Here is a 15,130-nt window from a genome sequence, read left to right as displayed (position 1 = left end):
TGGCGGTAAGCGCTCGATGCGATATCGCTAATATTGCACGCCTGGCGTATAACGGTTGGTTGCGTTCCAAAGCAGGTATTCGTCGACGCCGCTGTCATGCAGCGCCTTGATCTGAGCCTCTACCTCCGTCGCGCCGTACTTGATGTAATGCCCGCTGCCGAGCCAGCTGGCCGTGAAGTCCTGGATCCAGGGCCGAATGACCGGCTGGGTTTCCGCAAGAGGCGCAAGTTTTTTGTTCGTATCGACCATCGCGCCTTTGATCGTGGCGTAGGGCGCTTTGTCCGGATCCTTCTGCTTGAACCAGCCGGTACTGTAGTGGCTCGGGTAGATCATCGGGCTGATGACGTCGACGTTGGACGAGATCTTGACGAAGTCTTGACCGATGCCTTCGGCTGCCGGCACGGAGGCGGCGTAACCGAAAATGTCGACCGATACGCGAACGCCCAGCGGTTCCAGCTGTTCCTTGGCGTACTTGACGAAGCCGGATACGACGTCCGTGCGGGATTCGTCGTTTTTCGTGAATTTGAGGCCGTCCGCCTTTTTCTCGAAGCCTTCGGGGAACCGCACGTAGTCGAACTGAATCTCCTTGAATCCGAGCTTGGCGGCTTCCTTCGCGACGGCGACGTTGTAGTCCCAGACCTCTTTGCGGTACGGATTCACGAAGCTGTCTTTTTTTCCGTTTTGCCAGACCGTACCGTTCGCCGTGACGAACGACAGCTCGGGATGCTTCTTGGCCAGCACCGAGTCCTTGAAGACGACGATCCGGGCGATCGGATACACCTCGTGTTTCTTAAGAGTCTCCATCAGAGCGGCGATATCCTTGATAAACCGCATCGGCGTGCCCAGCTTCTGCAACTCGGGGTTGTCGGTCTTGTAAGTAATGTAGCCGAGATCGTCCTTGATATCGATGACCATGGCGTTGAGCGCCGTCTTGTCGAGCAAGCCGAGCAGCGTCGAGAGCCGTTCTCCGCCGGCGCTGTAGGCGGTGACGTAGACGCCCTTTACCTTCGGGGCATCGGGCTGAGGATCTTTGTGCGGTTGAACGGTCCCATCGCCGCCTGAAGCGCCGCCCGCCGGCGTCGGAGTCGGCTTGGGCGTTCCCGAGGCGACCGCGCCTCCGCTTGTTTGCGACTTTTCCAGGTTGCTCCATGCCATTTGCAATACGTTGCCTAAAACATTTCCGGTTTTCGCGCTGTGCTGCGCTGGTCCCCATGCCGACTGCAGAGCCAGCAGCAGTGTCAATAATACATTCATTTCGTTCTCTCCCCGCTCGCTCTTCCCAAACTGTAACCCGATTATAAACGAGTTCAAACAGTGGATACAGAGGTATTTTGTAGAATATTACCGGAAGGCCGAGAGGACCCGGGAACTAGATCCGAGGCTTGACGAATATCGGGCATGGACAAATGTGTCAACGGTTCGCCATCGCGTGCATATAGTGGTATGATCTAAGGGTATGCTTCCGTCGCGCTTCGTATAGCCGCGGGGCCGGCGGCTATTTTTGCCACGTCGCCTTCCTGCTTGAGATCGGGATTTTGCGTTAAAATAAAGACTTCGTTCCCGTTTTTTTACGATTCCTTGGGACGATGGTTGGAGCGATTGCAGCGTTTGCATACGGACGGCCTGCCGGAAAGCTCGGTCATTCAGGCCGATCGCTGGAGTTTGAAGGCCGTTTTGTGTTATAATGATCTGTATATTTTTTTTGGCAGAGCCGTTAGTTGATGGACCGGCACCGTTAGTTGATGGCCCCATAACAGAAGGAGTATGAAACTAATTTGAGTAAATTTACGGATTTTGGTTTGGAAAGTGATGTCCTGCAAGCAATTTCCCAGCTCGGATACGAAGACGCTACGCCGATTCAGAGCCAGGCGATCCCGGTTGCCCTCAGCGGCCGCGACATGATCGGCCAGGCGCAGACGGGGACGGGCAAGACGGCCGCCTTCGGCATTCCGCTGGTCAGCAAGATTCAGGCTTCCGAAGACCGCATCGTGACGCTCGTCATGACGCCGACGCGCGAGCTTGCCATTCAGGTGGCCGAAGAGATCGAAAAGCTCGGCCGTTTCAAGGGACTTCGCTCCCTCGCGATCTACGGCGGTCAAGATATCGGACGCCAGATTCGCGGCCTGAGACGCAAACCCCAGATTATTATCGGCACGCCGGGCCGTTTGCTTGACCATATCAACCGCAAGACGATCAAGCTGGAGGACGTTCAGACCGTCGTACTTGACGAAGCCGACGAAATGCTCGACATGGGCTTCATGGAAGATATTCAATCGATTCTTAGCCTCGTGCCGGCCGAGCGCCAGACGCTGCTCTTCTCCGCCACGATGCCTGCCAACATTCAACGGCTGGCTCAGCAGTTCCTTCGCACGCCCGAACATATCTCGGTTATTCCGAAGACGTCTACGACGGCCAGCTCCATCCAACAATTCTATGTCGAAGTACAAGAGCGCATGAAGTTCGACGCGCTGTGCCGCCTGCTCGACATGGAGCCGCCGGAGCTCGCGATCGTATTCGGACGCACCAAGCGCCGCGTTGCCGAGCTTTCCGAAGCGCTGATGAAGCGCGGCTATGCCGCCGACGGCCTGCACGGCGACCTGTCGCAGAACCAGCGCGACGCGGTCATGCGCAAGTTCCGCGACGGCAGCATCGCCGTTCTGGTTGCGACGGATGTCGCGGCGCGCGGGCTCGACGTTTCCGGCGTCACGCACGTCATTAACTTCGACCTGCCGCAGGATCCGGAGAGCTACACGCACCGTATCGGCCGTACCGGCCGTGCCGGCAAGGAAGGCACTTCCTGGTCGTTCGTTACGTATCGCGAGATGGAACACCTGCACTTCATCGAGCGCGTCACGCGCTTCCGCATCGCCAAGAAGGCGCTGCCTACCGTCGCCGAGGCGGTCGAAGGCAAGCAGCGCGTCATCGCCGACCGGCTTATCGAAGCCGTGAGCGCGGAGGACGCTGATCTCGATTCCTTCAAGGGCATCGCGACCGAATTGCTTGAGCGTCATGACTCCGTCGAACTGCTGTCCGCGGCCATCAAGCTGCTGGCCGGCGACAAGAACGACGTAGCCGTAGAGCTCACGCCGGAAGACCCGATCCGTTCGAAGAAGCGCAAGTTCGGCGATCGCGGCGGCAGCGGCGGCGGCTACGGCGGCCAGCGCCGCAGCGGCTACGGCAGCGGCGGTCAAGGCGGACGCAGCAGCGGCGGCTATGGCGGCAGCGGCGGCTATAGCGGCCAGGGCGGCAGCGGCCGAAGCGGCAGCGGCGGCGGATATGGCAACCGCAAGCCTTACAGCGGCGATTCCCGCCGCGAGGACAGCTACCGCGACGGCGGCCGTCAAGGCGGCAGTCGTCGGGAAGATTCCCGCGGCAGCCGGAGCGAGGATTTCGTTAATATCTAACACCCTATTAATTTGAAGGGCAAGGTGCGCGGGCGGTGCGATCCGCATGCGCACCTTGCTGTATATCAGGGAGGCGTTTCTCGTGGAAATGCGCGGCATGATGGGCGGGTTTTACAAAATTTCCGAATGGATCATGCGCCTGTCCGTTACGAATGTGCTATGGGTGTTGACCTCGCTGCCGGTATGGTTTTTCCTCGTTTTCGGCGTCTTGAGAGCGTCTACAACGGACGAGCTGGTCACCATGCTCATTCCGATGGCGGTACTGATGCCCTTCACGTGGTTTCCGTCGACCTCCGCCATGTTTTCGGTCGCCCGCAAGTGGGTGATGGGGGACACGGACGTCCCGTTATTGAAGACCTTTTTCCGCAGCTACAAACAGAACTACTTGCAGGCCATGCTGGGCGGTTTGCTGTATTCGCTGCTGTTCGTCATCCTGATCGTCGACTATCAGGTGTATTTGAAAAAGTTCGAGAACCTCGGCGTGCTTTCGATCCTGTTCCTCGCGCTGATGGTGCTGCTTCTCGTTTCGTTGTTCCAGTTTTTCTCGCTGCTTTCGCATTTCCACATGAAGACGATCCAACTGCTTAAAAACGCCGTCGTTCTGACGATCGGCAAGCCGTTAAGGTCGCTGTCCACTGCGGTGGGCAGTGCGGTCATCGTATTCATCAGCTTCAGATACACGTTTTTGATTCCGTTCTTCATGGGTAGCCTCATCGCCGTGTTCGCCTTTTACAACTTCTATTTGACCATTCAGAAGATGCAGGCGATGGCGAACAAAGAAGAGGATCCGCTTCCGATCGAGGAGTCGCCTACCCGTGACGAGGACATGCCCAAGGTTTAGCTCCGGCACGATGGCGCCCGTTGGTTAATGATCCCAACAGTCGCGCCGAAGTTTACTTTTCTCGGCAGCCTGTATATAATGGGTATCAATCCTGCCTTGCACGTTACGGCGACACATGTTTTGAACCAATGCTGTTTCCTCAGGGAGCTCTATATCGCCCTGCGGATGACACGCCCCCGAAAGGGGTAGTCAGCATGCAGCGCTGCGGGCACCCACCTGCGAGAGCGGGTTCAGAAACAAGCGCGTCGGACGGCAAAGGCGGGTTTTCCGTTATTTGGCTTTAATCCCCGGGACGGGCATGGTATGATTAGCTTTAGCGCAGGTCACCCGGAGGGAGAGAGTGGAATTTGCTGAAGAGAGTACTCGTCGGATTGATACGCAGCCAAGAACACACTGGCGACAAGGCGAAGGATCCGAAGCTGAAATCCCATTACTACCGATTGTCGAAGGACAGGGCGTTCGAGGAAGTCGCTTCCGTCCTGAAGAAAATGCAGGGCTATAAGGTGCTTCACGAAGTGCCCAACATCGGGGAACTCGTGCTTGAAAAGAAAACGATGGCCGGCCGCACGATGGACATCACCATCCAGATCGTTGGTACGGGTCCAGGGAACTCCGCCGTGGACATTTACTCCGCTTCCCGAGGTTCGCTCGGCGATCTCGGCGCCAATTACCGCGTGATCCAGGAGATCTACGGGGTTCTGGACAAGAAGCTATCCAATTACAAAAATTGAGGTTTGCAAATATAGATGAATGCGCAATTCAAAGAAGCGAGGTACAGGCTTGGGCCTTGCCTCGCTTCTGTGCGCCGTACAGCATGCTTCGGTATTAGAGCAGTGCGCGAACTGCAGCTACGGCAGCGTCGTAGTCCGGATGCTCGGTCATTTCCTTCAGCACTTCGACATAGACGATCTTGTCGCTGGCGTCCAGCACGAAGATCGAACGCATGTCGAGGGCGAATTCCTTGATGAGGACGCCGTAGGCTTTGCCAAAGCTGTTGTCCTTGTAATCCGACAGCAGAACGACGCGGTCGATGCCGGCGGCGCCGCACCAGCGAGCTTGGGCGAAGGGGAGGTCGGCGCTGACGGTGAGCACCTGGACTTGTTCGCCGAGCTTGGCTGCTTCTTCGTTAAACCTTCTCGTCTGGGCGTCGCATACGCCCGTATCGATCGAAGGGACGACGCTGATCAACTTGATTTTACCTGCATAATCTTTGAGCGATACGGTCTCGACGAGGCTCTTGCTCAGTTGAAAGTCAGGCGCCTGATCGCCGGCTTGAAGCTCGGGACCGACCAGCGTAATGGGGTTGCCTTTGAACGTTGCTGCTTGATTCCGTTCTTGCGTCATGGAAAGTAGGCCTCCTTCGGCGAATGGACTTGACGTAACCCATTATAAATGTCGGAATTGCCGTTGTCCAATGAGGAGCGGCGGCCAGACGAAGGAGCGATGCTTTTTGATTTTTGTCCGATACGAAAGCTTTAAGCAATACTTGCGCCTATATCCGGTCAATTCGGCGATCATCGCTGTCAATCTGATCATGTTCGTCGTCATGCTGTTTAACGGCGATCCGACGCGAAGCGATACGCTGCTCAAATACGGCGCATTGACCAGCTTGCCGGGATACGATCAGAATTGGCGATTCGTGACCGCGCTTTTCCTGCATGCCGGACTTGCGCATCTGGCGATGAACCTGTTTGCGATATTCGTATTTGCGGCTCCGTTGGAGCGTTTGTTCGGGCATTCTAAATATGCGTTTTTTTACTTGATTTCCGGCGTGCTCGGCAATGTGTTCGCAGCCGCTTTCTCGGGGCCGGAATGGATCGCCGTAGGGGCTTCGACTTCGATTTACGCCTTGTACGGGGCATACTTCTTTATCGCCATATTCCAGCGGTACGCGCTTGATCAGGGTTCCAGATCGACGATTATCGGCATTCTTGTCATCGGGCTCGTCATGTCCTTTATCATTCCGGGCATCGGCTACTTGGCTCATATAGGCGGGCTGCTGGCGGGATTCGTTTTGTACGGTTTGATGGGCAGCCGCTTTTTGAATCGATAAGGCAAAGGGAAGGGGCTCTAATCGTGGAGCTTAGGCAATTGCAATACTTTGTCCAGGTCGCGCGTCTGCAGCACGTGACGAAGGCGTCGGAAGAGCTGCACGTGGCTCAATCGGCGGTGAGCCGTCAGATTCACCGGTTGGAAGAGGAGCTGGGCGTGCGGCTGTTTATGCAGCGGGGACGCAACGTGCAGCTGACTCCGGTAGGACAGCTTTTCCTCAAACGCGTGACGAGCGTGCTGCAGGACCTGGATCGCGCCGTGAACGAGATTCACGAGTTCATGGATCCCGAGCTCGGAGAAATCAGATTGGGCTTCCCGCACAGTCTGGGCACGCAGCTCATACCGCAGGTGATCGCCTGCTTCCGTAAGCTGCATCCCGGCGTCAAGTTCAGGTTCCGGCAGGGCATGTATCCATCCCTGATCCGCGACGTCGTGGAGGGGGGGAGATCGACCTGGCTTTTATATCGCCGTTTCCCGAGCGGCATGAACAGGTGACGGGAGAGGTCATTCTGACGGAAGATTTATATGCGATCCTGCCCCAAAGTCATCCGCTGGCCGGAGAGGCGTCGATTCATCTGGCCGAGTTGAAGGACGATACGTTTGTCTTGTTCAGCAACGGATATTCTTTGCGCCCGCTCGTATGGGACGCTTGTCGTCTCGCCGGCTTCGTGCCGACGATCGGCTTCGAAGGCGAAGAGACCGATACGATTCGCGGATTGGTTGCTGCGGGCATGGGCGTGAGTTTGCTTCCTGAAATGGCCCTTTACCAGACCGGAACGATGATGCCGGCGGTCGTGAAGATTCGTGAGCCGCGCGTCACGCGGACGATCGGCCTGATCAGGCGCTCTGGCGAGAAGCCGCAGGCTGTTGTGAAGCTGTTCCATGCTTTTCTGGTCGATTATTTCAGCGATCATTACAAGCCGATGTGAAATTTGGAAATAAAAAAGAGGACCGGCGCTGGCCGGTCCTCTTTTTTCGTAGTCATTGAGATGTCCGTGTCGATGAGCTGTCATCAAGCTATCAGTCGCGACTGCTTGTATAGATCAGAACCAGGCGAATCAGCTCGAGGAGCGACATGAGCGCTGCGGCCACGTAAGTGAGCGCCGCCGCGTTCAATACTTTGCCTACGCCGCGTTCTTCGTCTCTGGCGATGAAGCCTTCGGCGACCATCACTTGGCGCGCCCGGTTGCTTGCGTTGAACTCGACGGGCAGCGTCACCAGTTGAAAAGCGACTGCCGCGGAGAAGAAAATGACGCCGAGTCCGATCAGGTTCGTCGCGGAAAAGATAATGCCGGCGATGAACAGGAACGGCGCAAGGCCGGAGGCGAAACGGACGAGCGGGAACATTCGGTGGCGCAGGACGAGCGCCGGATAATGCTGCTGATGCTGAATCGCATGGCCGACCTCGTGGCACGCGACGGACACGGCGGCGATGGAGCTTTCGTAATAAACGGGCTCGGAGAGCCTCACGACCCGATGCACGGGATCGTAGTGGTCCGACAGCGTGCCTTGTACAGGCTCAATCGGTACATCGTGCAGACCGTTGCGGTCGAGCATCCGGCGAGCCGCTTCGTAGCCGGTAAGTCCGGTGGACGTGCGGACCTCGGCCCACTTGTTAAATGTTCCTTTGACGCGGAACTGCGCCCAAAGAGAAAGAAGGAATGCGGGAATGATCAACACGTACATCCAATTCGCGTTCATATGCAACGACCTCCGTGGCGTATATTCTTATTGAATCGTACGAAACGCGAGGCTACATAAAATTTCCCTTGTTCAGAAGAAGAAGAAGCGCTTCGATGACCGCGGCGGTCTGGGGCGTGATCGTCTTGAAGAGACGCTTGGCCTGACCGGGCTTCAACTGCTCCAGCACCGGTTCGAGCTCCTTCACTTCCCGTTCCAGCAGGGAGAGGTGAGTGGACAGGTCGGCGATCTTGCGGTTGACCTGCTCGCTCGGCGAAACGCGGTTTAAAGCCGTGAACATCTCCTTGATTTCTTCAAGGGAATACTTTTGAGCCTTCAATTGTTCAATACGTTTGATTCGATCGAGCGTTTCATCATTATATAGGCGATAATTGCCGTCCGAGCGCTTGGCGGCGGAAAGAAGGCCCAATCCGGTGTAATAGTCGATGGTTCGCGGACTGACGCCGGACAATCGGGACAGTTCTCCGATCCGGTACAACTGGCGAGGCGGTTCCGCGGCTCCGTGTCGCATGAGCTTATCCCCTTCCTTGAGATCGATATGCGTTTATCATACCCAATCCCAAACCATACAGTCAAACGTTATGCTTGTGACGAATTTATGTAGGCATTTATGTGGGCCGGATGAAACGGAGTCCTATTGATAGAAATAGTGACATTGGCTTTAGAATAGGATGCTTTTTTATGAAGTGTTAACAAAAGCGCTCATGTCAGGTAATTCATAAGCCGTCGTTGGCATATGAAGCGTAAATTACGTATATTCCTGAACATTCAGCTTCTAATTTAGAGATTATGTCAGATATTTTAAGGAAAGTCCGAACTTTTATCTGATTTTCTTATTGTCAAATCGGGATCTTCTAACTATAATGACATTAAGGCTTTCTTAAAATGTTATGAAACATTACATGTCGGGGAGTGGTCGTATTGTTGAAGAAAAGTTTGCTCGGTCTTGGCGCATTGCTGCTGTTGTTCCCAACGATGGCGTTCGCGGCGGACGGTGATCCGTCTGCGGCGACGCTGAATATGGGACTTAACGCCCTGTGGATTCTGGTCGCCGCAATTCTCGTTTTACTCATGCAAGGCGGGTTCATCCTGCTGGAGACCGGCTCTACCCGCATGAAAAACGCCGGCCACGTGGCAGGCAAAACGATCTTTACGGTCGGTCTCGCTTCTCTGGTATACTGGGCGGTAGGCTACGGCATCGCGTTCGGCGGCGATGCGAGCGAGGGACTCAACAAGTTCATGGGTATCGGCAATTTCTTCTTCGATCCTTCGATTCTGGCTGGCGAAGGCGATTCGTACCCAAGTACCATCTTCTTCGTATTCCAGCTGGCGTTCGCGGCCGTATCGCTCTCGATCGCATGGGGCGGCTTCGCGGAGCGCGCCAAGCTGTCCGTTTACCTCATCTTCACGATTATTTTCACCGCAGTCATCTACCCGATCATCGCCCACTGGATCTGGGGCGGCGGCTGGTTGGCCGCAGACGGCGCGCAGGACTATGCAGGTTCCACCGTCGTCCACTTGACCGGCGCGATGGCCGCGTTCGCGGCGACCATCCTGCTCAAGCCGCGGATCGGCAAGTTCAACAAGGACGGCTCTGCGAATGAAATTCTCGGTCATAACCAAGTATTTACGTCCCTGTCCGTATTGCTGCTGTGGGTCGGCTGGTTCGGCTTCAACGCAGGAAGCGCGGTCTCCGTCGGCGAAGGATTCTTCGGCTACGTCGCCTTCACGACACAGCTCGGCGCTGCCGGCGGCGCGGTATCGGCGCTGCTGATCTCCTGGCTGGTAAAGGGCAAGGCAGACATTCCGACGATGTTGAACGGTGCGTTGGCCGGTCTGGTCGCCATCACCGCGTCTTGCGCTTTCGTTGAACCTTGGGCGGCGGTCGTCATCGGTCTGATCGCGGGCGTCCTCGTTTTCCTCAGTGCGCAGTTCTTCGAAAAGATTCGCGTCGACGACCCGATCTCCGCGATGTCCGTGCATGGCGCGGCAGGCGTTTGGGGCACGCTGGCCAACGGCCTGTTCGCCACGCAAAAGCTCGTCGACCAAGTCGGCGTCGGCAAAGCAGGCTTGTTCTACGGCGGCGGCGGCGAACAGCTGTGGGTGCAGTTCCTTTCCGTCGTCGTATGCGGCGCCTTCGCGTTCGCTGCATCGTTTATCGTCCTGTGGGTCATCAAGCAAGTGAGCGGTCTCCGCGTAACCGAAGAGCAAGAGATCATCGGTCTCGATCTCAGCGAGCATGGCACGTACGGTTATCCGGAAGCGCTGAAGCGCGCAGGTACGAACACGACTTCGCTTTAATCGGCGTTCATGGCAGTTCATCAATATTAGCAACGGCGTCCCGACAGGAGGTAGGACCGCATTGTCCCAGATAGACGTGGTACAGCGGTTGCTTGAAATTAACGGCGCGGGCACGCTTCATCAATTGCGGACGATCCGGGAGCAGGTGCAGGAGCGCGTCAGCGCGCTCCTGCACGAAGCGTCTCCCGTCGTCCCGATCGTTAAAGCGCTGAACGAGCTGCACGACGCTTTGATCCGCCGGGTACTGGCGCTGGCGGAGCAGGATACGGCACGGATGGGGCTCGTCACCCCGCCCGTGCCGTATGCCTATTTTTTGTTCGGCAGCGGCGGAAGGGGGAGAGCAGACGCTTGCCAGCGACCAGGACAGCGGGCTGGTCTACGGCGATTGCGCCGATCCCGAAGAAGCCGAGCTTGCCGAGGCCTACTTCGGCGCGCTAGGCGCCAGAATCGTCGCTTCGCTGTTCGAGATCGGTTATCCGCCGTGCGAAGGCAACGTGATCGTATCGAACCCCGAATGGTGCCTTCCGATCTCGGCTTGGGAAGAGAAAGTCGACCGTTGGTTCGCGGAGCCCAGCTGGGAGAACGTTCGCTACTTGCTCATTCTTGCGGATGCGCGGCAGCTTGCCGGCGACCCCGAGCTTGGCCGCAGATGGAAAAGCCGATACGTCGGCGATTTGATGTCGCATGCAGATATCGCCAGGCGGATGCTCGAAAATACGCTTCGGCATAAGGTGCTGATCGGCGTATTCGGCCAGCTATTCGTAGAAAATTACGGGGAAGATGCCGGTAGTCTTGACGTCAAATACGGCGCATACATCCCGATGGTCAATATTTTCCGCTTGCTCGCGATGCGCGCCGATATTTCGGCGACGAGCACGCTCGGCCGCATCCAGGCGCTGAAGGAAATCGGCACGCTAAACGAAGAGACGGCACATGAAGCTGCATGGGCGTTCGAGGTGTTCCTGCGCCTTCGGCTGCTCGCTTCCGATCGGGACGACGGCGGACAATGGTCAGGCAGCGGCAAGCTTAGATCGGCCGCATTGAACAAAGAAGATAAAGCTCCGCTCAAGAAAGCGCTGCGGATCAGCAGACGGCTGCAGCGCCAATTGGAGAAGGAGATGCAACGCCGCTTCGGCGGGAGGTGAACGGCATGAAGGAGCCCAAGAGTCCGATGGGCCGCATGTGGCATTTATACAAGACGGGCGGCATCACGCCTGCGATCGCATCGATGCTGGGTTCTTCGAATGCGCAGCAGATGGCGTTCATCCGGCAGGTGTCGCGCGACCAGCGCAAGGAATCCGCGCTGGATACGCCATTGTCCGAGATGGACGCCGTCGTGTTCGACCTGGAGACGACGGGTTTCAATCCGTATAACGGAGACGAGATTCTCTCCATAGGCGGGGTGCTGATCAAAGGGGGCGAGCTTGAAGCGGCCGAGCCGTTCTATCGCCTCGTCAATCCGCGCAGGAAAATTCCGCCTCATATTTCCGAGTTGACGGGGATTACGGACGCGATGGCGCAGGAGGCGCCGGATCTCATGCAGGGCTTGCACGATTTTCTCGATTTTATCGGGAAGCGGGTGCTGATCGCGCACGGCAGCGGTCACGACAAGCAGTTCCTGAACGCCGCCTTGTGGAAGACGTCCAAAGTGAATCTGTCCCATCGCGTCGTCGACACGATGATGGTGGCCAAATGGCTGGAGCCCCGTCGCAAAAGCTATGGCTTAGACGAGCTTCTCGAATCGTACGGGATCGAAATCACCTATCGTCATCATGCGCTCCACGATTCTTTGATGACGGCCAAGCTGTGGTTCGCCTTCCTTGAGCGAATTCAAGCCAAGCAGGTATCGACGCTCGGCGATCTATACGCGTATCTGAGCAGGCATTAGCGCGCGGTCAGCCGAATCTCGGCCCAGGTGCCATCGCGGTTCGCGGCGTATGCGCGAACTGCTTCCGAAGGCCCGAAGCCCACGATCAAGTGACAGCCGCTGCCGTCCCATCCACGAATATCGCTGGCGCTCGGAACCGGCGGACTGGCCGGATGAGCGTGAAAAAAGCCGACGACCTCCCGTCGGCTTTTTTTGCGCTGCGTATGCGGCTTCGATCCAGGCGCTGGGCTCGAAGGCGAAGGCGGCAGCCGGATTGGGAGCGACGTTCGGAATAAATCGGATATCGGACACCGCGATAACGGCGTTATGGGGCGTTCCAAGCAGAACGCCGCAGGCTTCTAGCGGGAACGTTTCGCGACAGCCTGCTACGAGGTCGCGAAGAAGCGTGTCGGTCAATTGAACTTCGGACGGTTTGCGCATCGGGCGTCAACCTTTCTAACGGAAGGAGCTTTATCGGACCGAACTACGTTCAGTATGCGCGAGAACGGCGGTCGGTTGCAATGCCGGCGTCCGAGGGGATGGCATGAAACGGCAGAATCCGTTAAAATGAAGGAAGCGACCTTGGCGAAGCGAGGAGAAGGAATTGAAGCGTAACGTATTTATTGTCGTCCTATTTATCGTAGCGATTGCCGGCGTACTCGTTTATAATCTGGCGGGAAACAGTAAAGACGCGCGCGGGTCTATAGATGGATCGGCGGTGTCGGCAACCGGCGGCGCGCCGGACAAAATAGCGCCTACGAAAGGTTCGTTAGCGCCCGCGCTGAAGCTGTCGTCCCTGGACGATAGCGCGACCTACGAGGTCGATCCGAAGGCTCCGCAGGACAAGGTGCTGATCATCAATTTCTGGGCCTCGTGGTGCGGCCCGTGCGATATCGAAGCGCCCGACCTGGTCAAGCTCTACGAGGAATACAAAGGGAAAATCGAGCTGTACGGCGTAAACGCGACCAAGTACGATACGGTTAGAGGCGCCAAGGATTTTGTCAAGGAGAAGGCCATACCGTTTCCCGTGCTAATGGATAAAGAGGGCAAAGCGGGCGACGATTATAAAGTGTTCTCGTATCCGATCAGCTTCATCGTGGATCGCGACGGCATCGTCCGGCAGCGGATCGAAGGCGCCAAGAGCTTGAAGGAATGGAGAGCGATGATCGACGAGGCGATGCAGGGCGCGGCCTAGTCGCCATATGCCGCCTCGCGCAAGAGAGCGCGCCTTGGGACCGATGTCCTGAGGCGCGCTCTCTTCGTCTTCGTGCTTGTTCCGGCGATGTCAGTGGTTCACCAGACCGAGCGCCTCTCTGGGCGCCTCCGGGGCGAAGTCGCTCTGCGCCATGCCGAGCAGGGCATAGCGTATGCTGTCGATGAGCGCTTCCCAGCTTGCTTCGATGACGTTGGAGGAGACGCCCACCGTGCTCCAGCTGTCCTTGAAGTCGGTCGATTCGATCAGCACGCGAACTTTGGCGGCCGTCGTTTCCTTTTCGTCAAGCACCCGGACCTTATAATCGGACAGGTGGATCTCCCGAATGCCCGGGAAGTACTGGGAGAGCGCTTTGCGAAGCGCGTTGTCCAGCGCGTTGACAGGGCCGTTGCCTTCGGCGGCCGTGTATACCTGCTGTCCGCCCACGTTCAGCTTGACGATCGCCTCGGTCTGCGTGCCGGCCTTCGACTTTTCGACGAGGATCTTGAACGATTCGACGGAAAAAACATCGACGAGATCGGTATAGGCTTCGCGAAGCAGCAGCTCCAGGGACGCGTCGGCACCCTCGAACTGATAGCCCTCGTGCTCGAGCTGCTTGATCCGTTCGATGACGCCCTTCGCCTTGGCGCTGTCGGTCGTCACGTCGAGGCCCATCTCCTGGGCCTTGGACAGAATATTGCTCTGTCCGGCGAGCTCGGAGACGAGCACGCGCTGCTTGTTGCCGACCAGATCCGGCGAGATGTGCTCGTAGGTTTTGGAATCCTTCAGGATCGCCGAAACGTGGATGCCGCCCTTGTGCGCGAACGCAGCCGTGCCGACGTATGGCTGATTGACGGGGAGCATGACGTTCGCGATCTCGCCGACGTAACGCGCCACGGACGTGAGCGAGCGAAGCTGCTCGTCGGAGACGACGGGATATCCCAGCTTGAGCTGAAGCGTCGGGATAATCGAACAAAGGTTGGCATTGCCGCAGCGTTCGCCGTAGCCGTTGATCGTCCCTTGGATCTGGCGCGCGCCGGCGGCGACGGCGGCCAGCGTGTTGGCGACGGCAAGCTCGCAGTCGTTGTGCGTATGAATGCCGATCGGGGCGTTGACTTGGGCGGTGACGCCCGACACGATCTCGGCGATCTCGCTCGGCAGCGTGCCGCCGTTCGTGTCGCACAGTACGATCCAGTCCGCGCCGGCTTCCCGAGCGCGCGTCAGCGCGGCCAGCGCGTATGCGGGATTCGCCTTGTAGCCGTCGAAGAAATGCTCCGAATCGAAGATCGCTTCGAGCCCGTGGCGCTTCAGGAAGGCGATCGATTCGCCGATCATCGCCAAATTCTCGTCAAGCGTCGTCTGAAGCGCCGTATGAACGTGGAAGTCCCATGTCTTGCCGACCAGCGTCGCGGCCTTCGCGCCGGATTCGATCAAATTGCGCAAGTTGCCGTCCTGCTCGCAGGAGCTGTTCTTGCGGCGCGTGCTGCCGAACGCCGTGAGCTTGGCGTTCAGATTAAGCTCGCGGGCGCGCTTGAAAAATTCGATGTCTTTGCTGTTGCTGCCGGGATTGCCGCCTTCAATATAGTGAATGCCCAGCGCGTCGAGCCTCAGGGCGATCTTGAGCTTATCCTCTGCTGTCAGGCTGATGCCTTCTCCCTGGGTGCCGTCGCGAAGCGTCGTATCGAAAATGCTGATGGATTGGGTCATGGATCAAGGTACCTCCCGATAACGGAATAGCCAGTCGGCGAATATTCTAACTATTATAGCATGCG

At 57.4% G+C, this 15,130-nt stretch carries 14 protein-coding genes, 1 other RNA gene and 2 pseudogenes; 11 read left to right on the top strand and 6 right to left on the bottom strand.

The genetic code is table 11. The annotated features are described in order from the left end of the window. Positions 1-27: 27 nt before the first annotated feature. Complete coding sequence (locus OMP40_RS33350; protein ID WP_277537717.1) at positions 28-1,254, bottom strand: putative glycoside hydrolase; 1,227 nt, start codon at positions 1,252-1,254, stop codon at positions 28-30. A gap of 521 nt (positions 1,255-1,775) precedes the next feature. Between OMP40_RS33350 and OMP40_RS33345 the strand changes: the two genes are divergently transcribed. The 4 genes from OMP40_RS33345 (at position 1,776) to OMP40_RS33330 (ending at position 4,976) form a co-directional block, all read left to right on the top strand. Continuing rightward, entirely contained in the window at positions 1,776-3,404 is a 1,629-nt protein-coding gene (locus OMP40_RS33345; RefSeq protein ID WP_277537715.1) for a DEAD/DEAH box helicase, read from the top strand. 46 nt (positions 3,405-3,450) lie between these two features. Continuing rightward, on the top strand, positions 3,451-4,245 hold the full coding sequence (locus OMP40_RS33340) for a YesL family protein (protein ID WP_277537713.1): 795 nt from the start codon (positions 3,451-3,453) through the stop codon (positions 4,243-4,245). Between the two features lie 85 nt (positions 4,246-4,330). Then, positions 4,331-4,514: non-coding RNA, 6S RNA (gene ssrS, locus OMP40_RS33335), on the top strand. A 78-nt stretch (positions 4,515-4,592) separates the two neighbouring features. Further along, entirely contained in the window at positions 4,593-4,976 is a 384-nt protein-coding gene (locus OMP40_RS33330) for a DUF1499 domain-containing protein (RefSeq protein ID WP_090115646.1), read from the top strand. Between the two features lie 94 nt (positions 4,977-5,070). On the opposite strand, the gene tpx is transcribed toward OMP40_RS33330, so the two are convergent. Beyond that, positions 5,071-5,589: a thiol peroxidase gene (gene tpx, locus OMP40_RS33325; protein ID WP_277537710.1), complete on the bottom strand. Its 519-nt coding sequence runs from the start codon at positions 5,587-5,589 to the stop codon at positions 5,071-5,073. 106 nt (positions 5,590-5,695) lie between these two features. Between tpx and OMP40_RS33320 the strand changes: the two genes are divergently transcribed. Both OMP40_RS33320 and OMP40_RS33315 read left to right on the top strand, forming a co-directional pair. Further along, positions 5,696-6,298 carry a rhomboid family intramembrane serine protease gene (locus tag OMP40_RS33320; RefSeq protein ID WP_277537708.1) on the top strand — a complete coding sequence of 201 codons (603 nt, stop codon included), beginning with the start codon at positions 5,696-5,698 and terminating at the stop codon, positions 6,296-6,298. Between the two features lie 23 nt (positions 6,299-6,321). After that, positions 6,322-7,226, top strand: a pseudogene (locus tag OMP40_RS33315) (LysR family transcriptional regulator). Between the two features lie 91 nt (positions 7,227-7,317). Here the strand turns inward: OMP40_RS33315 and OMP40_RS33310 are convergent. Beyond that, entirely contained in the window at positions 7,318-7,998 is a 681-nt protein-coding gene (locus OMP40_RS33310; RefSeq protein ID WP_217593885.1) for a zinc metallopeptidase, read from the bottom strand. Positions 7,999-8,050: 52 nt separating this feature from the next. Next, on the bottom strand, positions 8,051-8,509 hold the full coding sequence (locus OMP40_RS33305) for a MerR family transcriptional regulator (RefSeq protein ID WP_277537706.1): 459 nt from the start codon (positions 8,507-8,509) through the stop codon (positions 8,051-8,053). A 410-nt stretch (positions 8,510-8,919) separates the two neighbouring features. Between OMP40_RS33305 and OMP40_RS33300 the strand changes: the two genes are divergently transcribed. The 4 genes and pseudogenes from OMP40_RS33300 (at position 8,920) to OMP40_RS33285 (ending at position 12,187) form a co-directional block, all read left to right on the top strand. Continuing rightward, entirely contained in the window at positions 8,920-10,299 is a 1,380-nt protein-coding gene (locus OMP40_RS33300) for an ammonium transporter (RefSeq protein ID WP_277537704.1), read from the top strand. Between the two features lie 76 nt (positions 10,300-10,375). After that, positions 10,376-10,576, top strand: a pseudogene (locus OMP40_RS33295) (DUF294 nucleotidyltransferase-like domain-containing protein); the annotation flags it as partial. A 25-nt stretch (positions 10,577-10,601) separates the two neighbouring features. Continuing rightward, entirely contained in the window at positions 10,602-11,444 is an 843-nt protein-coding gene (locus OMP40_RS33290; RefSeq protein WP_277537702.1) for a putative nucleotidyltransferase substrate binding domain-containing protein, read from the top strand. Positions 11,445-11,449: 5 nt separating this feature from the next. Then, positions 11,450-12,187: an exonuclease domain-containing protein gene (locus OMP40_RS33285; RefSeq protein WP_277537699.1), complete on the top strand. Its 738-nt coding sequence runs from the start codon at positions 11,450-11,452 to the stop codon at positions 12,185-12,187. Here OMP40_RS33285 and OMP40_RS42675 read toward each other — a convergent pair. After that, complete coding sequence (locus OMP40_RS42675; protein WP_420872069.1) at positions 12,184-12,507, bottom strand: Mov34/MPN/PAD-1 family protein; 324 nt, start codon at positions 12,505-12,507, stop codon at positions 12,184-12,186. The genes OMP40_RS33285 and OMP40_RS42675 overlap by 4 nt on opposite strands. Positions 12,508-12,770: 263 nt before the next feature. Between OMP40_RS42675 and OMP40_RS33280 the strand changes: the two genes are divergently transcribed. Continuing rightward, complete coding sequence (locus tag OMP40_RS33280) at positions 12,771-13,361, top strand: TlpA family protein disulfide reductase (protein ID WP_277537697.1); 591 nt, start codon at positions 12,771-12,773, stop codon at positions 13,359-13,361. 90 nt (positions 13,362-13,451) lie between these two features. Here the strand turns inward: OMP40_RS33280 and cimA are convergent, their stop codons facing one another. Then, the gene (gene cimA, locus OMP40_RS33275; protein WP_277537695.1) at positions 13,452-15,065 is read right to left on the bottom strand and encodes a citramalate synthase; all 1,614 of its coding nucleotides are present in this window, start codon (positions 15,063-15,065) and stop codon (positions 13,452-13,454) included. Positions 15,066-15,130: the final 65 nt, after the last annotated feature.

The sequence above is a fragment of the Cohnella rhizosphaerae genome, assembly GCF_029525575.1.
GTDB classification, from domain to species: domain Bacteria; phylum Bacillota; class Bacilli; order Paenibacillales; family Paenibacillaceae; genus Cohnella; species Cohnella rhizosphaerae.
This window is presented reverse-complemented; position numbering and strand designations above follow the sequence as displayed.